This window comes from Pseudoalteromonas sp. BZK2 (assembly GCF_014349195.1).
Classification (GTDB): domain Bacteria; phylum Pseudomonadota; class Gammaproteobacteria; order Enterobacterales; family Alteromonadaceae; genus Pseudoalteromonas; species Pseudoalteromonas simplex.
In genome coordinates this window covers 13,941-36,917 of record NZ_JACSOG010000034.1, presented here as the reverse complement: position 1 = coordinate 36,917, position 22,977 = coordinate 13,941, and the positions used below count along the sequence as shown (strand labels likewise).

Here is a 22,977-nt window from a genome sequence, read left to right as displayed (position 1 = left end):
CTACTGTTTAGCAACCAAATCTGGGTGATTATTTGAAAGAGTAAATGCAATTCCGTCGCTATTGATTGTGACTGTGTTTGGTGAAATTGGCATACCAGGGCCAACACGCGCCGGGCCATTCACAGCAATCACATCGTTTTCGTTTAGTCCTGATGTAATCGCACGTAAACTGCCGTAACGCTCACCCACCGTTACTAGTTTGTATTCAAGAACATTGCCTTCACCCACAGTGAGTACAAAGCGATTCTTTAAATCAGTCCCAATTGCACGCTCAGGCACGATAACTTTTTCACTTACTTTATTGGCAGCAAGCTTAATACGTGCAAATGAGCCCGCACGTAATTGTTGTTCATCGTTTTCGAACACCGCACGCACACGAAGAGTGCCGGTAGTTTCATTAATTTGGTTATCAATGAAGTTGATTTTGCCATTGTAGTTAAAGCTGGTTTGACCCACTTTTTGCATCACAACCGCTTGTTCACTTTGCGCTGTCACATCAGTAAAAGACTGATTCCATGTACGCTCATCAATATCAAAATAAGCATACATTTGCTGGTTTGAAACAATGCTTGTTAACACGCTTTGACCAGCAAGCACGTTATTACCTTTGGTAATATTCGCACGCGATACAACGCCATCAATGGGTGAACGCACTTGAGTAAATTCTAAATCAAGCTCTGCGGCCGTAAGTTCAGCCTGTAGCGCTAGCAATTGCGCTTCGCGTTGTCTTAGCGTTGATTTACGAGACTCCGCTTGCTCCGTTGAAATTGCTTTACGCTCAGTTAAGCGCTCTGCACGTTTTGCTTCACTTTTAGCCTGCTCTAATGCGGCCTTGGCGCTCTCTATCTGCGCTTTTAAGCTATCTACTACTGCTGCAAAAGGGCGTGCATCAAGGGTGAAAAGCAAATCACCTTCTTTAACACTGTCACCTTCTTTAAAGTTAATTTTATCGATCACACCTGAAACACGCGGCATAAGTGCAACCTCTTGCGGTGCCTCTAAACGCGTTGTGTAGGTGTGCCAATTTTGTACTGGCTTTACAAGTACTTGCGCTACATCGATAGGTTGTAATTGTTGCTGTTGCGCTGATTGGCTAGCTTCGCTACCACATCCTGCCAACGTTAAGCTCGCAATGGTCACTGCCACTGCAAGAATAGATTTGTTCATAACGACTCTCCTGTATTTAGATAGGAGACAATGTTACGCAACTAATTAGTGGATAAAAATGATAGATTTTTAAATTCATTAATGCCAGAATTGCACCAATAGAATTTAAGGAACTGCTATGGATACCACCAGCCGCTTATTAATGTTGCTTGAAGTAATTGAGCGGGGCTCATTTGCCAAAGCCGCCGAATCTAGAAATATAGATCGCTCAGTTATTTCAAAACAAATTAGCCGCCTCGAAGATGAATTAGGTGTGCGTTTACTAAATCGTACTACACGTTCTTTTTCGTTGACTGCAGCTGGTGCTGAAATGGTAAAAAAAGCAGCTGAACTGAGAGATTTGTTATCAGATACCGTCAGGCTTGCTGAAAATTACCACCAAGAACCCCGTGGTACGTTAAAAATTACCTCATCAAGTATTATTGGTAAACGTTATATTCAACCAGTCATTAACGACTTTCAAAAACGCTTTCCGCAAGTTGAGGTGGAGCTACGTTTAGACGACAGGCTGATTGATTTAGTATCAGAAGGCTATGATTTAGCTTTTCGTGTTGGCGAACCAAAAGACTCGTCATTTATTGCCCGTAAAATTGCCCGCAACCGTATGTTGCTGTTGGCTTCACCGGAATTTATTGAAACTTACGGTATGCCAAAACAGGTTGAAGATTTAAAAGAGCTGCCTGCCGCTAGCTATTCAAGCCCAAGTAAACGCATCAGCGGAATTCGTTATCGTAATGCCGATGGCGATATTATTGAGCAAAATATTAAAAGCGTCTTTCGTGCGAACGATGCAGAAGTACTTTTAATGAAAGCTATTTCAGGCAATGCGTATGTTTTGGCGCCGGCATTTATTCTTGACGATGAAGTTAAGCGAGGCGATCTCGTACCCATTTTAACCGATATGGAATTACTCGATTACAGCGCGGTGTATGCTGTTTACCCACACAGAGACTTACCAGTAAGAACGCGTTTATTCTTTGATGCTATGCGTGAATACATAGGCAAAGATATTCCTATTTGGGAGGCAAACATCCCTGATTTCGACACCATGTACAAAAGCTAAATTTATAAACGCTAACTTGATTTATTATGCTCAATTGACTCTTGGCTCAACTCATAAGCTGTTACAACTTTATTTCGTCCTTGCTGCTTTGCTTGGTATAGCGCATCGTCAGCACGTTTAATAAAGTTTTTCAGGGTTTGATTTGGCATGTAGCAAGCAACACCAATACTAATGGTCAGATTAATTACTTGCTCATCAATATTGTGGATAGTGGTTGATAAGTGCTCGCGCAGCATATCTGCGAATTCATAAGCACTTCTTGGGTCACTACTGGGTAAGAAGATAGCAAACTCCTCACCGCCAATACGAAATACATAGCCTTTACTAATGCGTTGCCTAAAGAAACTGGTTACTTCAATCAAAATGCGATCGCCAACATCATGGCCATACTGATCATTAATATTCTTAAAATAATCAAGGTCGAGCATTAAGATAAACAAGCCATTTTTGTTTTTTAATTCAACTTCAAAATAATGGGTCATTGCCAAGCGGTTCCCCGCGCCAGTCAAAGGGTCGAGCAAGGCTAAGTTTTCAAGTCGCTGTCCATATTCAGCACGACTATTTTCAAAGGTGTGAGATACTGCCCAAATACAGATATATGTAAATGAAAAATTGAGTAAAAAATTAACACTATTGAGAGGTTCAAGACTTGATTTACTAAATAAAATCAGTGCTTGTAATAGTGCAACCATCAAAGACAACACTTGCCCATATTGCTTACCAAGTAATAGATAGAACAATACAGGCAATGAACATGTCCAGATAAAAAGTAAACTCTTTATACTGCTTAAGTAAGTACCTAATGTAATGAGTAAACTTAAAAACAAACACAGAGTAAGTGATTGCCAGAGCTGAGCATTACGTTTTCGGGTATAGAAAAAGATATAAAAACAAAACGAAGCAAAAACGACTTCTAACGCACCTAGAACAACAAAGTCATTTATAAATAGATTAAAAACCGCGAACACGCCCGCTAAAACACCTAGACAAAAGCCCATCCATTTAAGAACGTTATTACGTAAAGCTTGAGTGCCTCTTAGCGCACCAATATCCATTCAGTTTCTCGTTATTATTCTAGTGACTAGATTTTAACTCCAAATTAAAAAATTAGGAACAAATTATTAAGCGAACCCTCATTAAACTACGTTTATTAACATAAAATCTTGAAAAACTGATACTTTCTAACTTTTATTTTAAAAACATAAGCTGCTAGCTGCCATCAATTTCATATTACGTGCAAACACACCTAGCCCATTAATCAACAATCAAGTCACTTACCTCTTCGATTAACTCATCAAACTCATCGCGAACGTTACGACGCTGTTTATCGGTTAATGTAGGTTTTAGTTCCACTAATAAATTAACGTAGTTATCGAGATTTTTATCATCGGCTGCAATTAACTCATCGCTCATAAAAGCTAAGCGATTATTAATGATGACTGCCAACTGGCTATCAAAGCCTGTTGGTTTTTGCTTTTGCATAAATAACGTTTTTAATGCATCTAAACGCCTTTGTTTGTACTGCATCCACATTAAAAATGTACTGACTCGAGAATTTGATGAACTCTCTATGAGTGTTTTTTGCTGCGCAGTGAGTTTGCTACCGAACCACTCTTTATAGTTTTCAAGGTTTTCTTCTAAACGTTCTTTTTTATGTTGCTCAGGCGATTTTTCTTCGTGTTCTTTGTACTCATCATTAATGTTTTCTTGCAGTGCAGCAACAAACTCTACGCGCTGCTTATAAGAAAGTGAATTCGCTAAAGCGATAAGTTCAGGCTCAATTTTATTAATCAATGTTTGCCAGTGCTGCTTCGCTTGTACAAAGTGTGCTTTAAGCTCGTTATGGTCAACTTGCTTATCTAACATGGTCTTTAAATTTTCAAGGTCGCGTTTATATAAGGGGAGTTGTGTTTCTCGATGCCAATCTCGGCTGGTTTTGACAATATGCTCAAATTTATCAGCCTGGTCACTGTTAAGGTCAACATAATCATCAATCCAAAACCCTGATAACCAACCTAAATTATTGTAAGTAAAGCTCGGAGAACACCCTGTTGCTGTAAACAATAAACTAAATACTATTAGATACTTTGATAGCTTTTTCATTGTAGTTTTTTCAAATCCTATTTCAAAACAAAGTAAACTTACCACTAAGAACAAAAATTCAGCAACCAAATTAAATGAAATTAATTATCATTTGAGTATTGACGAACGGTTAAACCTAAGTAATAATCGTTATCAACAACTTGGTTCGCTAGACTATTCTCACAGCAACATCATACTGTTAAAGGTTTTGATGCTGTTTTACCAAGTTAGTTCAAGATGTAACTCTTGATTGTCATCTGTTTCCTCGACCCAAACATAGACATAAAACGTTACACTTTACTTGCTACATTGCTCATATCGGTGACGGTAGATATGACACGAAAAAGCCCGCTAAGGGCTTTTTTTATTTCTTTAATTTTTCTGGAAAATCTGTATCTTAAGCCTACTTGTTAATTGCAAAGCTTGCCGCTGTCTATAAATTGGGCATTTGCAGCTGTTGGGGCTAAACTAAAAGTGATGTTTTGCTCTGAGGCTGTTTGGCAAGGCATTTTATCAATAGCTCAATGCTTTGTTATTGATACCTAACACACATTTGGAGGCAGACTATGATCAAGCCTAATTTTAAATCACTATTGCTCGCTAGCACGTTAATCTTGTCACCTTTAGCAAATGCCAGTCTTGAAGATGCTCAATTAGCGGCGAATGAAGGCCGTTTTGAAGAAGCGCTTCATGAATTTAATTACCTTGCAGACAGAGGTTATGCTCCTGCAATGTATGAGCTTGCTAAAATGTACGAAGGTGGCTTTGGTGTGCAACGAGACTATCGTAAAGCAGCAGAGTTGTACGAAAAAGCAGTAAAAAAAGTGCATGCTGATTCAATGTTCGCATTGGGTGTACTTTATCAAGAAGGTAAAGGTGTCAAACTTGATAAAGAAAAAGCCATTTCATTGTATGAAATGGCGTCACAAAAAAACCATCCAGCGGCACAGTTTAATTTAGGGGTTATGTATGCCAATGGCGAAGGGGTAATTCAAGATTACCGTACCGCGCTTAGTTGGTACCAAAAGGCGGCTGCAAATAACTTTACTCTTGCGCAATTCAACATGGCTTTAATGTATTACGAAGGGTTAGGAGTTCCTAAGAATCTCGAAAAATCATACATTTGGAATACCATTGCTGAATACAACGGCAACATGGATGCAAGTCATAGCCGTAAGCTTGATGAGCGAAGTATGATGCCTGCAGAAATTGAAGCTGCTAAAGAAAAAGCAGATGCCATTTATGCAAAAATACAGGCTGGTTTATACGCACCTGACGGGCGTCTATAAATAAACTTCGTACTTGCGCTTAAGGGCGCAAGTACAGCCATTTTAATAGTTTGATCAGCAACTTATTTTGTTTTAGCAATAAACTAGTGCGAGGGTTAAACTTACCGGATACCAAGGTATTTCGTGCATGGCTAAAGGTTTTAAAACCTTCAATGCCATGATAGTGCCCCATCCCTGACTCACCAATACCACCAAACGGTAGCTGATCTGCTGTTACCTGCATCAATACATCATTAATTGCTAATGTACCGCTTCTGATTGATGTGCTTAATTTACTGATTTTCTCTTTATTGTGCCCCAAAATATACAAAGCAAGAGGTAATGAGTCACCATTGATCGTATCAATCACCTGCTGCAATGACTCATAACCGATAATGGGCAGTAAGGGGCCAAAGATCTCGTCTTGCATGACGCGCATATCATCATTCACTTGCGTTAAAATGTGCAAGCCCATACGGTGTTTTAGTTCATCAACTTGATGACCTTCTATCGGCTCAAATACTTGCGCGCCTTTGTCTTTTGCGTCAACTAAATAAGCAGCTAATCGCTGGTATTGACTCTCGGAGATAATTGAAGTCAGGTTTTTACCTTCAACACCTTGTTTAAAATGTTTTCGGTAAATATCACAAAGCTGCATTACCAACTGATGCTCAAGCCGCTTTGGAACAAATACGTAATCAGGAGCAACACAAATTTGCCCTGCATTGTTCAATTTACCAAATAAAATTGTTTTCGCTGCTTCTTTGATATTTGCATCATCAAGAACAATTACTGGCGATTTACCACCTAGCTCTAACGTCACTGGGGTAAGGTTTTTACTAGCACTTTGCATTACTTTACGGCCGACAGCGGTTGAACCAGTAAACAGCATATGAGCAAAAGGAAGTTGGCAAAATTTTGCAGCAAGTTCTGCTTCGCCTTCAATCACGATACAATGCTCTTTCAATTCATCAGCCAAAATCGTTTTTATAACTGCGTTAGTGTGAGGTGTATATTCGCTTAACTTTAGCATTACGCGATTGCCTGCGGCTAATGCGGTTATGGCAGGAACTAACGCAAGTTGAATTGGATAATTCCATGGGGCAATGATGCCTACAACCCCTTTCGGCTGATAACTAATATGTGCAGACGAAGGCCATAAACTAAGTCCAACACCACGAGATTCATTTTTTGCCCACTTTGGTAAACGCTTAATCACATCACTGATTGTTTTAACTGTTGGGAAAATATCGCCTAGTACAGTATCGAAAGCTGTACGGTATCCAAAATCTTTACTTGAAGCATTCACTAAAGCCTGCTCGTTCTCAATAAGCGCAGCTTTGACGCGTTTTAGAAGCTTTATTCTAATATCTATTGGTAAGTAAGGTTCAGCTATAAATGCATCGTTCAGCTGATAATATTGTTCTTGTAATTGTGAATCTAGATCGACCAAAACGAGTACTCATCAAAAAGGTTTAAACAACTATAACGATGAATAAAATCGAGAGCAAATAAAAACAGCGCCCATAAAGAGCGCTGTGAGTGGTTGGTAAGAGTTGAAACTATTGTTCTGTATTCATTAATTTTTACATTTAAAAAGCAAATACACTCGCTGCTACAGTCATTGTAACTAAGGTGATCATGGCAATAGCTATTAAGTTAAGTGCGAACCCAGAACGGATCATATCGCGCATTTGAATTTGCCCTGATCCAAACACAATCGCGTTTGGTGGTGTCGCGACTGGCATCATAAACGCACAGCTACATGCAATTGCAGCAGGAATGACCCACACAAGCGGTGTACCAAATACTGACTCAGCAACCGGGCCTAATAGTGGTAAGAAACCTGCAGCTGTGGCTGTGTTACTGGTTATTTCTGTTAAGAATGTAATAAGAGCCGTTACCGCTAAAACACTTAAAACTAACGGAATAGCACTTGCGCCCTCGATCATATGGGCAATATATTCAGCAAGGCCAGACGACTTGATTTGTGCAGCTAGTGTTAAACCGCCACCGAATAGTAGCAACACGCCCCACGGCACTTTAGCTGCACTTTCCCAATCAAGGATTCGCTCACCATCGCCTTTATTTGCTGGTAACACAAATAACATCAATGCTGCAGCAATCGCTATGCCGGTATCAGAAATTTTAAGGCCAGAGAAATCAGCAATCATAGGTCTAAAAATCCAGCATACTGCAGCTAAAGCAAATACAACAGCTACGCCTTTTTCAGCGCGCTGCATAGCTCCTAACTCTTGTAACTGTGACAAGAATAAAGATTTAGTGTCTTTGCTTGCACTTTTTGCACATTGTGTATCAACTTTATAAGCAAACTTAGTTAACCACACCCAGCATAAAATAAGCATAACTGTCGCAAGTGGTACACCTACTTTCATCCACTCAGCAAAGCCAATATCAATCTTGTAGCTATCTGATAGGTATGCAGCCATTAATGCGTTTGGTGGAGTACCGATTAAGGTTGCGATACCACCGATGCTAGCACCATAGGCAATTGATAATAACAATGCTTTACCAAATTGGTCATTATCTGGGTTAGACTGTTTAACCAACATAGTAATCGACATTGCAATCGGTAACATCATCACAGCAGTCGCTGTATTTGACATCCACATTGATAGAAATGCCGTTACTAACATCATGGCTAAAATTTGTAGGCTTGGCTTAGTACCAGCACGAAGCATGGTATTAAGTGCAATACGCTTGTGTAAACCCCAACGCTCCATCGCGATTGAGATCAAAAAGCCGCCTAAGAATAAAAAGATCAAAGGGTGTGCATAAGGTGACGCGACCCCTTTGATTGCTGCAATGCCAGCAAGAGGTGATATAACCAGTGGCAATAAAGACGTAGCAGGAATTGGCACAACTTCGCTTACCCACCAAGAAGCCATCCAAAATGCAAGGCCTGCAGTACGTAATGCAGATACACTCATACCCGCTGGTGGATCAATTAAGCAAGTTAATAACATCACTAATGGGCCTAACAGTAACATCACTGTGCTCATTAATGGGCGTGGCTGTGAGCCATCTTTTGTTTGATTTACTAATGACATACCGACTCCTTAGAACTTGTATTTAAGGCCAAGTGCAACGCTGTTATCTGATTCAAGTTCTAAATCTAAATCAGTATAGAATAAGTAAGCAGTGGTTTGTTTATCGAACACATAGTCAACACCTGCTGTCCATTGTTTACCTTCTTCAGCATGGCGAATCTTTGAGTCGTCTTTAACGTATTGCAGTTTAGGTACCCATTTATCGATTGCATAGCTTGCGCTAAGTGCATAGCCATTGCCTTCTTTCGTACCGTCGGTCGATTCACTGCGCTGGAATAAACCCGCTAACTGTAGGTTTTCAAGTTTCCATGCGGCAACAACACGGCTTGCCGTCAACTTGTTAAGTGCATCAACATGGCTGATAGCGACATAGTAGTCTTTAGATTTTAATGCACGGTCACCATAAATAACCGTTGCCGCAAAACCATCTTCATCGTTGCTGCTGTCATCTTTTGGAGCATAAGTTAGTGCAAGTGATGCGCCACCGTATGTTTTTGAGCTGTAGGTAATGGTATCGCCGATACGGTCTTGACCCGGGATCAACTGAGCGATATCAGCTTGGGTTTCGTTAAAGCCGTCAACTTTACCTTCAGAATATTTAAAACGCGTGTCGTTACGACCGACAACCACTTCACCAAAATCGCCTGCAAGGCCTAAGTAAGTATTACGAGCTGAAAATGGCTCACTGGTATCATCATGTTCAAAGCCTTTTACTTGTACTTCGTATTTGAATACTGCTTTAAGTGACTCTGTTAATTTGTGACTACCTTTAATACCAATGCGCGAAAAAGGTGCTTCGATTTGCGTACCTTCATCAACATAGCGCATAACGCCTGTATCTGTGTTTGCTATTTGAACTTCTGCTTTACCGTATACCGCGTAGTCTGCTGCCATTGCTGAGCCAGCTGTGCTCGCTAAAATCACAGCCGCTGCTACGCGTGTTTTTGTATGAGTGAATATTGTTGTCATTATGCGCCCCTTATTAGGTTCAAATTGTTGTTCCTAACTAGTAAGGCAAGTTGGTTGCCAACTTAGTTAATTTTAAAAAAGCTGTTAAATAACAGTCGATTAACTTTTTTGGCGTAAAAGAGGCTGGCTTTTATGGGTGGATTTCCACACATTTATAAAAATATGCTGTCACTTGTTCCACCCATTGTGAAGAGTTTAATGTGAGAGGTTTGTTTAGTCTTTAAACATTTCGCGATTAATACCGTATTTGGTCATCTTGTCGTAAAGGGTTTTACGGGCAATTTGTAATGTGACCATGGTGTCTTTTATGCTGCCGTTGTTTCGCTCTAGCGCTTCTTCGATGAGTGACTGCTCATAAAAGCTAATCTTCTCAGCAAGACTTAGATCTTGAGCAAGTTCATTTTGATTATTTGTGTCGCTGTAAGAAGCAAACGCAAGATCAGAACCTAGCAATACCGCACGTTCAGCCTGATTTCTAAGCTCTCGCACATTTCCCGGCCAATCATACGCAAGGAGTCGTTGTTTAGCTTCACTACTCAATGGCGCAGGCGGCTTATGAAAACGTGTCGCCGCTATCGAGCTGAAGTGTTTAAAAAGCAGTGGAATATCAGCTTTTCTGTCACGTAATGCCGGAATACTCACTTTTACTAAATTTAGGCGGTAATATAAATCGGCTCTAAACTCCCCTGCTTCGACTAGTGTCATTAAGTCTACTTTGGTAGCAGCAACTATACGTACATCTAAATCAATGGCGTGGTTGTCACCTACAGGGGTTACTTTGCGCTCTTCAAGCACCCTCAACAACTTTACTTGTAAACTCGCAGGCGTAGACTCTATTTCATCTAAAAAGACAGTGCCGCCTTTGGCAAATTCAAACTTACCTTGGCGAGATTGTGTCGCCCCTGTGTATGCACCACTGGCTGCACCAAAAAGCTCACTTTCAATAAGTTGCTCAGGTATTGCGCCGCAGTTTATAGCAACAAAATTAGCCGCTGAACGATTACTTTGATCGTGTAAATAGCGAGCAACTAACTCTTTCCCCGTGCCTGTTTCACCTTCTATTAGCACATCTGCTGGCGTATCGATTACCGCATTAAGTAAATGCATCATTTGTTGCATTTGTTCGGTTTCACCCAAAATACGCACACCGGGCGCAGACGTTTTTTCAACAGCAATTTTTAAGGCGCGGTTTTCCATTACTAACGCACGTTTTTCTGAAGCACGAGCAATACAATCTAATAACTGCTCAGTTAGCGGCTTTTCAAATAGATCATAAGCACCAAGCTGCATGGCTTTAACGGCCACAGATACATCAGCAAAGCCGGTAAGAAAAATAACCGGTAGCTCGCTATCAAAGGCTTTAACTTGCTCTAAAAATGCCAAGCCATCCATTTTTGGCATGTTTATGTCGCTTAGTACAATACCTTCGAAGCGACGACTTAATTTTGAAAGTGCCGCTGTAGGCTCACTAAAACACTGAACTTGATAACCTTCAATCTCAAGGAGCTGCTTCAATGAATCACGGATCACCGCTTCGTCATCGATAACGATTACCTGATCACAGGTCGCTGCAACTTCACTCATGATGTTTCCTTGTTAGTTTGTAAAGTTATAATAAATTGTGCTCCGCCCTTAGGGCGGTTATGGGCCGTTAGGCGGCCATTAAATGAGTCGATTATTTGCCTTGAAATAGACAAGCCCAGGCCTAAACCATTGCTGGTTTTAGTGCTATAAAATGGCTCAAAGATATTACCTAATGCATGTTGATCAATACCCGGGCCAGTATCGAGAATTGATAGCTTTACTCGGTCGTCAAACAGTTCAAGCTCAAAGCTCAGTTCGCGTTTGTCAGATTCACTCATTGCTTGGCTGGCATTAGTGATCACGTTAACCAAGACTTGCTCAAACTTAACGCTGTCGACCCATACTGTTATGTTTGCATCAATATCTGCGGCTTTAACTTCGATATCATCTTGCTTTAACTGTGCGCTTGCAATCATTAAGGCATTTTTTAACATACTCGCTAAGCTTTGCTGTCTCAGTTGAGTTTGTGCCGGTTTACTAAAATGCTTTAGCTGTGCAACAATTTTGTGTACACGCTCTATTAACGACTGCACCAAAACTAAATTTTCGCTGGCTTGCTCAATATTTCCTTTGATAAGTAACCTTTTTGCACTCACTAAGTAGGTATTCATGGCACTTAATGGCTGATTGATTTCATGGTTAATGCCTGCACTTAACTGACCAATAGTTGCAAGTTTAGCTGTTTGGATCAGCGCTTTTTGAGCCTTTTCGAGAGCCTGAGTACGTTCTATAACCTCTTGCTCAAGACTGTGCCTAGAAAACAATAGCTTTTTATAACCAGCAAAACGTACCATTGCCGTATGAATAAGTACTACCGCAATAGCATAAAACACACTAAACCAAAGAAGCCTAGGGATTTGTGCAAGCTCGACATTCGTCACATCCACCAACACACTCGCTTTGGCGTTAATGATATCAATGCTTTCAACAGCACTAATAAAGCGCGATTGCTTACCGTTTAATAAAACTTTTTGAAGTATGGTTTGTTCATTTAGAGGTTTATGGGTATAGGGCAGTAAAGTGGGTTTATGTGACAGATATCGGCGCGATTTAACTAATGCAGCCATTTGTTCATTATCAAGGGGCTTAAGTGACTTTAAACGCCAATCAGCTACATCAGACATAACAATAACGTTGTCTTCAAGAGCAATGTAGAAATGTGAAGTGTCTGATGCATTGAGTAGCTGGCGGTCTTGTTCAAATTTTTTGGCATTAACTTTTAGTGCCACTACCGCAACCACCTCGCCTTGATAAAATAACGGCTCAGAAAAATAAAAGCCTCGCTCACTAGAGCGCATACCCAAAGCAAAATAAGCAACTTTTTCACCTTGTTTGGCTAAATAAAAATACGGCCGAAAAGCAAAATTACTTCCTAAGAAAGTATAGTCAACTTGCCAGTTACTACTTGCTAAAACAGTGCCTGACAAATCCATTACGTAAACATCTGAAGCCCCACTCGCTCGTTGAATATCTTCAAGATAATCATTGACCGCATCTCCACCAGCACCTTTTTCGACAATAAATGATTTTACCAAATCATTGGCACTTACTAAGCTAGGTATGGTTTTAAATCGTGCTAATTCACTTGCGATATAATGGCTTAGCTGAGTAGCTTGTGTTTGACTTTGATGCTGAGCTTGTTCGTAATCATGGCTTCTACCGAGATAAAAAACTAATATTAACAGCATTATTAGCAATACACCTGCTGCAATAAATTTTTTACTTAATGACGACATTCAAACCTTACGAACAGGACTACTAGAAATTGAATTGGTAGTGTAACGATAATTCCTCAGTTGTACCAGCGACTGCGCCATTGTCAATGCGAGGATCAAATGCGTTGTATTTTTTTCCTAACAAATTTTCTGCTTTTAGCATTAGTTGGCTGTTGTTGTTTAACTGCCATTTTAAACTGCCACCCAATAAGCTGTAAGCAGATTGTTTAAAGTGAGCACCTGTATCTGAGCTTACTTCAACTGTATCGCGCCACAATAAGTTTAAGCTCACCTGCCATGAACCAGATAAGTTATAACTACTGATTATGCTTGCAAAGCGCTTAAAGCTCGCATTGATTGGATCTTCAAAGTATTGCGTATAAGTGCCTGTAATCGAAAAATCTTTACTTGATTGCCAAGTGCTATCAAGCTCGATACCACTGTTTTGGGTGTTGAATGAGTTTGTAAAGGTAAACAATGCATCATCTGATAATGTTGGCTCAATATTTATAAAATCATTAAGTTCATTATAAAAAAGCACTGCATTAGCTTGTAACTCTGAGGTTTTATAATGCCAAACAAGTTCAGTTGTTTTTATCGACTCAGAGCGAAGCGATGGGTTACCTATTGTCACATCATCATTTGAAAACAGCTCATTGGTAACCGGTGTTCTAAACGATTCACCATATTGCAGCTTAACAGTATGCTCTGAATTTATTTTATAGACACCCGCAAGACGTGGAGAAAGTTTACTGTCGATGTCCTTCACATCGTCATAGCGTGCGCCAATAAATAAAGTAAGTGCATCTGAGTATGGTATTTTTAGCTGCCCATAAGCACTCAAGGTTTCGAATGTAAACTTAAGTGACGAAAACTCAGGAAAGTCCATCACAGACACGATCCCTTGCTGTTCAAAGGCAGGGTCGATAATTATTTGCTCTGAATCGAAATCATAATAAGACGTGCGAACTCCTGCTTCAGTTTGCTTAGCCTCTGAGTATTCAATTCCCGCAGCAAGCTGCCATTGGTTATCGAATTGATAACTTAGCTCAGTTTCGAATTTACTGTCAGTTGTTTGCCACGCAGGGCCAATGAGAAAGTCTGGAATATCGTCAAATGTAGCGATTAACCCTGCACTTGAAATATTATGCTTTGTGAATGAGTAACTAGAATCTAGCTTTAACTTATCGTTATTGATCCAGTTGTATTTAATTCCCACAAAGGTGTTATCACTGTTATGTTGGTTTTGCTTAGAATATCCAGCGAGGTTTAAAAATTCATCAAGGGATGTTTCATTGTAACGGGCACGTAATTGCAGTTTTTTATAATCAATACCTGTGTCTAGATAAATTGCCTCAAGTGGATCTTTGACCCCCTGCGGATAGCTTTCACCGTCCTTTTGTTCATAAGAGAAATTTGCAAAAATACGTGTATTGTCACTAAATATCCTGTTGAACTGACCTGTTGTGCCGTATCGGCCATTGTTACCAACTACAAATTGCAATGCATTTCGCTCTTTAGAGGTAACAATATTCATAACACCTAAAAATGCATTACTGCCATAAAGTGCTGACCCAGGGCCGCGAATAAACTCTATTTTTTCGATAACTTCCACAGGTATGTAAGGCAAATAAACAGAAGCCTTACCAAATGATGATTCATTTATTCGCTCACCATTTATCATCACCAAAACATTACCGCTATCTTGATAAACGCCCCGAGCATGATCTTTAGGCACCGCCCCTACCCAATCACCTCGAGTTGATTGCATACCAGGCACAAAATTCATCACTTCGTAGGCGTTATCAACCCCTAATGCTTGAATTTGCTTACGACTAAAAACACTTATTGTAGAAGGGACTGATGACAAAGTTTCGTTGGTTTTACTTGCTATATCGACTTGAACATTAAGTAAGTCTTCAAAACTTAAAGAGAATAAGTCTTGCTCTTCAGCCGCGTTTGCAACCACTGGCGAGGTTGAGGCAACTGCAATAGTAAAAAGTGCTGAACATCTGAAAAGATCCACGGTAAGCGATACCTGTACTTATAGCCCGTGTTGCAAAAGCAACACCATGTTTACACTATTAATACAAAAGATTGGTAAGCTTGCAATGTTTTTTATAATTTTAGTTTATAAAGTTTTCTTAAATAGCGACAAAAAAACCCATTTTCAACTGTAAATGGGTTTCTAAAAACGTCTGTTTTAATGAGCCAAGCTTAATTAAGCTGTTTCAACATTTCCAGTACGCTTTGCTTTGATGTACTTATATAATCCAATAAGTGACGCCGCTATCCAGAAAATCTCAATAACAAAACTAGCAAGGTTAAAGTTATAACAAAGACTGATCAGTAACAGAATTGCGCCCGTTAAGTTCATCATGTTATACACAAGGCCGGTTGGCGATGCTTTATTCAGTTGTAGTAAAAAGAAAGCACCAACCACTAAGAATGTGCCTGTCATGCCAATTATATCAAATAAAAGTGCTATCACGTGCGTGAGTCCATTTTTTTCATATGTTTATACCCATACAACTGGCCCAATCCATGGGGAGGGTTGTTTTCATTCATTGAAACAGCAAACCGGTCAATAGTATCAGAGCATGAGTAAGAAACGAGGATAAATGTCCGTATTTTAATTCTATTTATGTGTCACCTTACCACCGATTATTTTTAAAGCTGGAGTACCACGGATCATGGTCTGGCGGGCAAATGGGCGTTGGCAGTCAGGGCAAATACCGGTGTCATTGGTAAAATCTTGGCTAATCCGTTCAACAAAACATTTAACCAACGCGCCTTTTCCACCTTTACGGTATTTAAATAACTGCGTTTTACATTGTGAACAAAAAATATCGACCGTTTTAGTTGGCCCTTTTTTATTTGGTTTTGCCATTAATCCATTTATTATTTCAAAAAGTGCATGCTATCACGCTATGACCAGAGACCCAAAACCAAGCCAATTAATGAAAATTGTAAAATAGCATAACCTGAATTTACCAAAAACAGTTTTAACGGCCGCTGCTCGAATATGTAGCCTATGCCTATAGCAAGGCTTACCCAACATAAACCAATTATAAAACCTGTACCAACAGCCACCCCAACAGCAACATTGGGCCCAACAAATAATGAAAAGCTAAATGAGATCAAACAGCATAATATTAAACTGCTACCAAAAACTTTAAATGGATTAATTTGTTGCAAATCTAACTCAGTTAGACCACAGCTCTCCATCCAAATACGCTTAAATAACCAAGGTGAATACCAGACAATTCCCAATAAGAATGAAGCAAGACCTGCAAAAAAAATTGCGAAAAAGTTAAGTTGATAAAAATGCATACACCAGACTCATACAACGATTAGGTTTAACATGACTTTAGTTAAGGATCAGCGATGCAGCAAATTTAAAACACGTAATTTTGTACCTATTTAGAATTCAATCCTGTACTGATTTACGCCTTCTAATTATTTTACTTACGTTAATAATCACTTTACTGCTTAACTGGTTTTTTCTGTAATTTACGCTGCAATGTTCTTCTGTGCATATTCAGTTGGCGCGCAGTTTCGGAAATATTACCATCGTTACTGTGCAAAACATGTTGGATATGCTCCCACTCAAGGCGCTCTGGCGACATAATTTTGTTTGGCTTTGATTCTTCAAGTGATAGGTTTACCTCGGCGTCTCCCAAGATTGTTTTTAAAAGTGAATTAAAATCGACAGGTTTTGGTAAATAGTCGTCAGCACCTAATCGTATGGCTTCGACTGCACTGGCAATACTGGCAAACCCAGTGAGTAACACAATACGAGCTGAAGGAAATTGTTCTCTTAAGGGTTTAATTAGCGCAAGGCCGTTATCATCCCCGAGTTTTAAATCCACCAGAAAATGGCTCGCCTCAAAAGTGGTTATATGCTGTAAAGCTTGCTCAGCGTTATGAGCAAGTGAACATGTGAAGCCTTGTTTTGTAAAACGCCTTGCCAGTGTGCTGGCAAGATTTTCATCGTCTTCAATAATTAAAAGTTTCATACAATTTTTAAACTAACCATCGCAATTGCACCTTGCTGTGGGTGATTGCTTAGTGTTAATGAGCCATTTAAGCGCTCTAAAGTCACATTCGAAAGCATAACTGCCATCCCCATACCATTGTTACTTGGCATGAGTTGGCCACCTAATGATGCCATTTGTTGTTCGCTAAAACCTTGACCGAAATCACGTAACGACAATGAAACTGTTTGCTGATCTATGTGCCACTTAGCTTCTACGCAGTATTGCTGATTATGGTTATTCGCCGATACGGCGTTTTGCAGCAAGTTTAAAATAGCCGGTAACAGCATGGCATCACTTAAAATCGAACAATCAGGGGCGTTATTTAGCCACTGTAAGTTTTGCTCTGGAAAATGCAGTGTCATCGCATCTTGAATGGTGCTTTGTAGTGTTTCAGCGCTGATCACTTGCCGTGTTTGACCGGTCCTTAAGGCATTTGAAAGCGACCTAAAATGAGCAAGCTGTTCTTTACACTGGGCTAATGGCTTAGCCATTTCTTGTACAATGGGGTCATCAGCTTGTTGTTCTTTCAGTTCTTCAAATAACAGCTGTAAGTTTGCGATAGGCGTTGCAAGTTGGTGCGTTACTTGTGCAGCAGCGCCATCAAGCGTTAATAATTGCTCATGCCTTAATTGTTGCTCACGAGTTCGTGCAATGGTGGCTTCTCTTGCTCTCAATGTACTGTTTAATGTACCAATAACAAAAGCAATAACAATGGCGCTAATAACAAAGTTAATCCACATACCAATAAAATGATGCGTCATCTGCATTTGGTGCATGGTGTGCTCAGGCATATTTATTAGTAAAAAGCTATAAGCGGCGATTGCCAGCACTGCGGTATAAGCAAGCCCTTTCGCATTAACAGAGACCGCAGCGATCATTATCGGTAACAGTAATAACGACACAAATGCATTGGTAGCCCCGCCACTTAATGACAGCAAAATCGTTAAAAACAGTAAATCGGCTGTCAGCTGCATCAGTACAGCGGCTGGTCTGGCTTTGGTTACTTTTCTATAAGCGAATATACTTAACAGCTGAAAGATTGCTTCAACACAAATAACAGCAAGTAAAGGCAGTAAGGGGATTTGGTATTCAAATAGAAAGTACACCGCAATAACAGCGACAAATTGTACGGCGATTGCGGCGCTTCTTAAAATTAGTAGGCGACTAATCGCCGGATCGGTTTGCATAACGGACTCTTTAAAACTTAATCATCGTCCATTGAAATTGTAAAAACAGCACAAGGCGTTCCTTGATGAAACACCATTTGCCATTGTTTACCATTAAAACGCCACAGTGACATACGAATGGAGTAATTAAACTCTGACCGCGCAGAACGTCTAAAGGCTGCTTGATAGCTCAGCTGTGCAATATCATCACTGAGCATTCGACCTTTAAAGTGTTGATTATAAAACTGCGGTACTACCTCAGTTGGCAGACGGGTTAACACTTGGAACTTATTAAAAGACGTACCATCAGCAGCTATTTCAATAAAATCATCATCAAGTAATGCATCAAGCGCTTCAGCAGATTGCCGAACTTCTGGCTCAAGTAGCTGCCGCTCAGCATCAATTAAATGATTAAATAACGTCTCTTTAATTTTACCGCCCATAGTAACCCTTACTGTTTGAGCACTTTACCGCCCTTCATAACAAACTGAACCTGACTAAGTTCACTAATGTTATCAAGTACATTCATATTCACGCTGATAATATCTGCTTGTTTACCAACACTCAAGTCACCGAGGTTATCACTTTGACCTAATAGTTTAGCAGCTTCAACTGTGGCTGATTTAATTGCTTGCTTAGGCGTCATGCCATAATTAACTAATAACTCAAACTCCTTGGCATTATCACCATGTTTAGATACGCCTGAGTCGGTGCCGAAGGCTATTTTCACGTTATTTTTTAATGCTAATTTAAACGACTCTTCCATTTTTGGCGCCACAAATTCAACCTTCTCAGCAATAGCTTTTGGCATATTAGGGTTATTTAGCACTTCTTCTTTTACTGTCGCGCCAGCGAGTAAGGTTGGAACTAAATACGCGTCTTGCTTTTTAAATAATTTAACTGTGTCTTTATCTAAAAAAGAGCCATGTTCGATTGAATCAACACCCGCTCTGAGAGCTGCTTTTATACCTTCTGTGCCATGAGCATGAGCGGTGACTTTTCGGCCTAAATGATGAGCAGTGTTAACAATGGCACTGAGCTCTTCATCAGTAAATTGCTGATTAACCCCGGCCGCTGTATTACTTAAAACACCCCCTGTTGCCGTAATTTTGATCACATCGGCACCACTTTTAATCACATCGCGTACCGCACGAGTACAATCGTCAGCACCATCACACACACCTAAGCCCCCACCCTCTGTCGCTTTGGTAATATCACGGCGATAGCCATGCATGTCAGCGTGGCCGCCGGTCGGTGTGATCATATCACCTGCTGCAAAAATGCGCGGGCCAACAATGTCGCCACGCTCAACCGCTCGTTTTAAAGGGAAGATAACTTGATAGCTGCTACCTAGGTCGCGCACAGAGGTAAAACCCGCATTAACCGTGCGTTTTAAGTATTTTAAAGAACGTAGTGCATAATCTGCTTCGTATTCAGTGACCCATTGATGTGGGTTACGCGTTGCATCTCGCTCAAAGGTAACATGAACGTGCATATCAATTAGACCCGGCAAGACCATCTGATTTTTTAAATCAAAAACATCTGCATCACTGAGGCCTAACTGCTGTGTTGTTAAGTAGCCTGCTTTTATTGCAGCAATTTTATTACCTTCAATAACCAGCGTTTGCTGCTCTTTAACACTCTGTTCAGTGCCAACAAGTACCTTTCCTGCATGAATAAGGGTGGTTTGTGCATTAACCACAAACGTAGATAACAAAGATAGTACCGATAATGTGCTTATTTTTAGATTTATTTTTTTCATAATCGCCTCTTTTTTATACTAGGTTTAACTTAAATACTGAGTAAATGCCATTATTTACGACATAGCGCGGCAATGAACTAGTGTTAACAAGTGAATTTTGATATAACTTCGGGAAAATTTAACAAGTCTGACCACATAAAGAGAACACATTATGTCTTATGCCCAAATTACTGGCTGGGGTAAATGTATACCACCAGCAAGCATCAGCAATGATGAAATTAGCAATATTGTTGATACCAATGACGAATGGATCACAACACGTACAGGCATCAAATCTCGCCGTGTCAGCCATGTTTCTACTGCCGATTTAGCGACCGTTGCCGCAAAGCAAGCGCTTGCTTGTGCTGGTGTTGATGGTAAAGACATTGATCTTGTACTTCTTGCAACTTGTACACCATCAACCATGGTGGCAAATACGGCCTCTTTAGTGCAAAAAAACATTGGCGCGGTTGGCGCTGCAGCAATGGACACAAACGCTGCATGTTCAGGCTTTTTATATGCATTACAAGCAGCAACGGCACAAATTCGTGCAGGTATGATCAAAAAAGCAGTCGTTATTGCCGCTGAACGTATGACGTGGTACATCAACTGGGCACGTCGCGACAGTGCTGTATTATTCGGTGATGGTGCTGGTGCCGTGGTATTAGAAGCCTCAGACACACCATCAGGTTTACTTGCCACTAAAACAGGTTGCGACAGTGAAGATCGCGACATTCTGCATATCGAAAACTTCGGTAGCGATTTAAATAAGTACGAGCCAATTGGCCCTTCTAACTTATTATTCGAAGGTCGCGAAATCTTCAAACGTGCTGTTAAAGGGATGAGCGAAGCTTGTGACGACGTGCTGAACCAAGCGCAGTTAGAGCTTGATGACATTGACGTATTAGTTCCTCACCAAGCCAATTTACGTATTATCCAAGCTATTCAGCAACGTTTGAAAGTAGCTGACGAAAAAGTCATGGTGAACATTGCCGATTACGGTAATACGTCTGCTGCAACAATTGCGATTGCCATTTGTGAAGCGGTTGAGCAAGGCCTTATCAAACCTAACTCAAACATTATGTCAGCAGCCTTTGGTGCTGGTTTAACTTGGGCGGCGAGTTACATTAAATGGGGCGAGCGTGTAACACCTATCGCGGTTTCTGATGCAGCTCTACCTGAGTGTGATAAAACAGGTCTTGAACTGGTTGCACCGGCTGTTGCAGCATGTAAAGCGGCACAGTAATACTCCTATCATTTATAGAGAAGCGCGGCTTAGTCCGCGTTTTTTTATGGGCATAAAAGGATTAATTTATGGATCTATTAGGCATACATCATGCTGCAATCATCTGTAGCAACTATGAAAAATCAAAGCATTTTTATAATGAAATATTAAAGCTACCAATCATTCACGAACAATACCGCGCTGAACGTGACTCGTATAAATTAGATTTAGCACTTCCTGATGGCAGCCAAATAGAGCTTTTTTCGTTTCCTGGAGCGCCACCGAGACCAAGCTATCCAGAAGCACAAGGGCTACGCCATTTGGCGTTTAAAGTCGCCGATATTGCAAAATCTAAGCATTATTTAGAACAACAAGGCATTTCGGTTGAAGAAATAAGAGTGGATGAAATCACCGGGAAGCAATTTACGTTTTTTGCCGATCCCGATGATTTACCGTTAGAGCTTTACCAGCTTTAACTTATTGGAAGCGATCTTGTAGGTAGTTGAACACAGCACGAATACCCAGTGCCTCACCGCCTGCAGGACGACCCGGTAATGCACGTAAGTTCCAGGCCATCACATCAAAGTGAACCCATGGCGTACTTGGCTCGACGAACTCTTTTAAGTAAAGTGCCGCGGTGATCGCACCACCAAATGGAGTGGAAGCACAATTAGCAATATCTGCTACGTCACTTTTTAATAATGCTTTGTATTGATCAAATAACGGCAGTTGCCATACAGGATCATGACAGCTTTCACCTGCATCCATCAGTTTATTAGCCACTTCACGGTTATTTGCGAAAAAGCCAGGTAATTCTGTACCTAGGGCTACACGACAAGCACCAGTTAAGGTTGCAAAGTCAACGATAAGATCGGGGTTATCATTTTGCGCTTCAGCAAGTGCATCACACAGCACTAAACGGCCCTCAGCGTCCGTGTTATCAATTTCTACTGTGATCCCTTTACGAGTTTTGATCACATCACCCGGTCTAAATGCATTTCGAGAAACCGCATTTTCAACCGCAGGTACCAGAACACGTAAGCGAATTGGTAAGTTGGCAGCCATAATTAACTGCGCAAGGCCAATAACATGCGCCGCACCGCCCATGTCTTTTTTCATGTTGCGCATCCCTGAGCTTGGTTTCAAATCTAAACCGCCAGAATCAAAACACACGCCTTTACCGACTAAGGTAATTTGCGGTGCATCTTTTGCGCCCCAACGTAGATCAAGTAAGCGAGGTTTATTCTCAGACGCACGACCAACCATATGAATCGTTGGGTAGTTTTGCTCTAATAATTCATCACCCACCCACTCACTGAACTCACCATCAAAGGTATCAGCTAAATCAGCCATTACTTGTGATAAATGCTGCGGCATCATATCCGCAGCAGGCGTATTCACTAAATCACGAACTAAATTAATTGCACTTGCATACTGAGATAAACGCTTTACTAACGATTCGTCTTTAATGGCAAGGGTAGCGCGTGGCGAAGGTTTTTCTTTATATTCACTAAACTCGTAACCGCCTAACACAAAGCCCAGTGTTACTTGCTCTACAAACTTTTCATCACCTTGTATTTGGTAACAACCTGCAGGCAGTTTTGTTGATAAGTCACCTGCTAACCAAAAGTCTTGTAAATCATTTACCAGACAATAAACATGCTCAAGTGAACCGGTTTCATTATTAGCAACTAAGGCCATGCCTTTGTTTTTAAAATCACAATTTGTTAGCCAATTTTGTAAGGCTTGCGGCTGCTCGGTTAACCACGTTGATAGGTCAGCTTTAGCAATAAATGACAGGGGAATTCCCGAAGAAGAATGGCGAATTAATGAACTCATTAAACGACTCGATATAAAGAAAAGGTATTTAAGCATACCAATATCTT

21 protein-coding genes are annotated in these 22,977 nt (G+C 40.5%); 4 read left to right on the top strand and 17 right to left on the bottom strand.

The window, feature by feature from the left end:
* Positions 1-1,167: an efflux RND transporter periplasmic adaptor subunit gene (locus BIZ38_RS17625; protein ID WP_187490881.1), complete on the bottom strand. Its 1,167-nt coding sequence runs from the start codon at positions 1,165-1,167 to the stop codon at positions 1-3.
* 118 nt (positions 1,168-1,285) lie between these two features.
* Here BIZ38_RS17625 and BIZ38_RS17620 point away from each other — a divergent pair, with 118 nt between their 5' ends.
* A complete protein-coding gene (locus BIZ38_RS17620; RefSeq protein ID WP_054552136.1) occupies positions 1,286-2,230 on the top strand; it encodes a LysR family transcriptional regulator in 945 nt (314 codons plus the stop codon).
* Positions 2,231-2,241: 11 nt separating this feature from the next.
* On the opposite strand, the gene BIZ38_RS17615 is transcribed toward BIZ38_RS17620, so the two are convergent.
* Both BIZ38_RS17615 and BIZ38_RS17610 read right to left on the bottom strand, forming a co-directional pair.
* Positions 2,242-3,285 carry a GGDEF domain-containing protein gene (locus BIZ38_RS17615; protein ID WP_187490880.1) on the bottom strand — a complete coding sequence of 348 codons (1,044 nt, stop codon included), beginning with the start codon at positions 3,283-3,285 and terminating at the stop codon, positions 2,242-2,244.
* 199 nt (positions 3,286-3,484) lie between these two features.
* Positions 3,485-4,333, bottom strand: a complete 849-nt coding sequence (locus tag BIZ38_RS17610; RefSeq protein ID WP_187490879.1) for a DUF6279 family lipoprotein — start codon at positions 4,331-4,333, stop codon at positions 3,485-3,487.
* Positions 4,334-4,878: 545 nt separating this feature from the next.
* Between BIZ38_RS17610 and BIZ38_RS17605 the strand changes: the two genes are divergently transcribed.
* The gene (locus BIZ38_RS17605) at positions 4,879-5,601 is read left to right on the top strand and encodes a tetratricopeptide repeat protein (RefSeq protein WP_054552133.1); all 723 of its coding nucleotides are present in this window, start codon (positions 4,879-4,881) and stop codon (positions 5,599-5,601) included.
* 19 nt (positions 5,602-5,620) lie between these two features.
* On the opposite strand, the gene BIZ38_RS17600 is transcribed toward BIZ38_RS17605, so the two are convergent.
* From BIZ38_RS17600 to BIZ38_RS17540, 13 genes are all read right to left on the bottom strand, one after another.
* A complete protein-coding gene (locus BIZ38_RS17600) occupies positions 5,621-7,033 on the bottom strand; it encodes a coniferyl aldehyde dehydrogenase (protein ID WP_187490878.1) in 1,413 nt (470 codons plus the stop codon).
* A 139-nt stretch (positions 7,034-7,172) separates the two neighbouring features.
* On the bottom strand, positions 7,173-8,603 hold the full coding sequence (locus BIZ38_RS17595) for an SLC13 family permease (RefSeq protein ID WP_054552237.1): 1,431 nt from the start codon (positions 8,601-8,603) through the stop codon (positions 7,173-7,175).
* Between the two features lie 57 nt (positions 8,604-8,660).
* A complete protein-coding gene (locus BIZ38_RS17590) occupies positions 8,661-9,620 on the bottom strand; it encodes a porin (protein ID WP_166340920.1) in 960 nt (319 codons plus the stop codon).
* Between the two features lie 213 nt (positions 9,621-9,833).
* Positions 9,834-11,204 carry a sigma-54-dependent transcriptional regulator gene (locus BIZ38_RS17585; RefSeq protein WP_054552130.1) on the bottom strand — a complete coding sequence of 457 codons (1,371 nt, stop codon included), beginning with the start codon at positions 11,202-11,204 and terminating at the stop codon, positions 9,834-9,836.
* Positions 11,201-12,940 (bottom strand): ATP-binding protein, encoded by a 1,740-nt coding sequence (locus BIZ38_RS17580; protein ID WP_138617388.1) that lies wholly within the window; start codon positions 12,938-12,940, stop codon positions 11,201-11,203. Before BIZ38_RS17580 ends, BIZ38_RS17585 begins: the two co-directional genes overlap by 4 nt.
* Positions 12,941-12,962: 22 nt before the next feature.
* A complete protein-coding gene (locus BIZ38_RS17575; RefSeq protein WP_187490877.1) occupies positions 12,963-14,945 on the bottom strand; it encodes a TonB-dependent receptor plug domain-containing protein in 1,983 nt (660 codons plus the stop codon).
* 195 nt (positions 14,946-15,140) lie between these two features.
* Positions 15,141-15,410: a CBU_0592 family membrane protein gene (locus BIZ38_RS17570; protein ID WP_054552127.1), complete on the bottom strand. Its 270-nt coding sequence runs from the start codon at positions 15,408-15,410 to the stop codon at positions 15,141-15,143.
* Positions 15,411-15,557: 147 nt separating this feature from the next.
* Positions 15,558-15,809 (bottom strand): hypothetical protein, encoded by a 252-nt coding sequence (locus tag BIZ38_RS17565; protein WP_054552126.1) that lies wholly within the window; start codon positions 15,807-15,809, stop codon positions 15,558-15,560.
* A gap of 38 nt (positions 15,810-15,847) precedes the next feature.
* Positions 15,848-16,252 (bottom strand): DUF1761 domain-containing protein, encoded by a 405-nt coding sequence (locus BIZ38_RS17560; protein WP_054552125.1) that lies wholly within the window; start codon positions 16,250-16,252, stop codon positions 15,848-15,850.
* 152 nt (positions 16,253-16,404) lie between these two features.
* Positions 16,405-16,938, bottom strand: coding sequence for a response regulator transcription factor (locus BIZ38_RS17555; RefSeq protein WP_054552124.1), 534 nt, complete (start codon positions 16,936-16,938; stop codon positions 16,405-16,407).
* Positions 16,935-18,146: a sensor histidine kinase gene (locus tag BIZ38_RS17550; protein ID WP_166340917.1), complete on the bottom strand. Its 1,212-nt coding sequence runs from the start codon at positions 18,144-18,146 to the stop codon at positions 16,935-16,937. Before BIZ38_RS17550 ends, BIZ38_RS17555 begins: the two co-directional genes overlap by 4 nt.
* Positions 18,147-18,163: 17 nt before the next feature.
* Positions 18,164-18,568, bottom strand: coding sequence for a DUF4440 domain-containing protein (locus BIZ38_RS17545; protein ID WP_054552122.1), 405 nt, complete (start codon positions 18,566-18,568; stop codon positions 18,164-18,166).
* An 8-nt stretch (positions 18,569-18,576) separates the two neighbouring features.
* Positions 18,577-19,878 carry an amidohydrolase family protein gene (locus BIZ38_RS17540; protein WP_316247587.1) on the bottom strand — a complete coding sequence of 434 codons (1,302 nt, stop codon included), beginning with the start codon at positions 19,876-19,878 and terminating at the stop codon, positions 18,577-18,579.
* 160 nt (positions 19,879-20,038) lie between these two features.
* Between BIZ38_RS17540 and BIZ38_RS17535 the strand changes: the two genes are divergently transcribed.
* Both BIZ38_RS17535 and BIZ38_RS17530 read left to right on the top strand, forming a co-directional pair.
* Entirely contained in the window at positions 20,039-21,112 is a 1,074-nt protein-coding gene (locus tag BIZ38_RS17535; RefSeq protein WP_166340915.1) for a ketoacyl-ACP synthase III, read from the top strand.
* A gap of 68 nt (positions 21,113-21,180) precedes the next feature.
* On the top strand, positions 21,181-21,567 hold the full coding sequence (locus BIZ38_RS17530) for a VOC family protein (protein ID WP_138617396.1): 387 nt from the start codon (positions 21,181-21,183) through the stop codon (positions 21,565-21,567).
* Between the two features lies 1 nt (position 21,568).
* Here the strand turns inward: BIZ38_RS17530 and BIZ38_RS17525 are convergent, their stop codons facing one another.
* Positions 21,569-22,930 carry a leucyl aminopeptidase family protein gene (locus BIZ38_RS17525; RefSeq protein ID WP_138617398.1) on the bottom strand — a complete coding sequence of 454 codons (1,362 nt, stop codon included), beginning with the start codon at positions 22,928-22,930 and terminating at the stop codon, positions 21,569-21,571.
* Positions 22,931-22,977 lie beyond the last annotated feature (47 nt).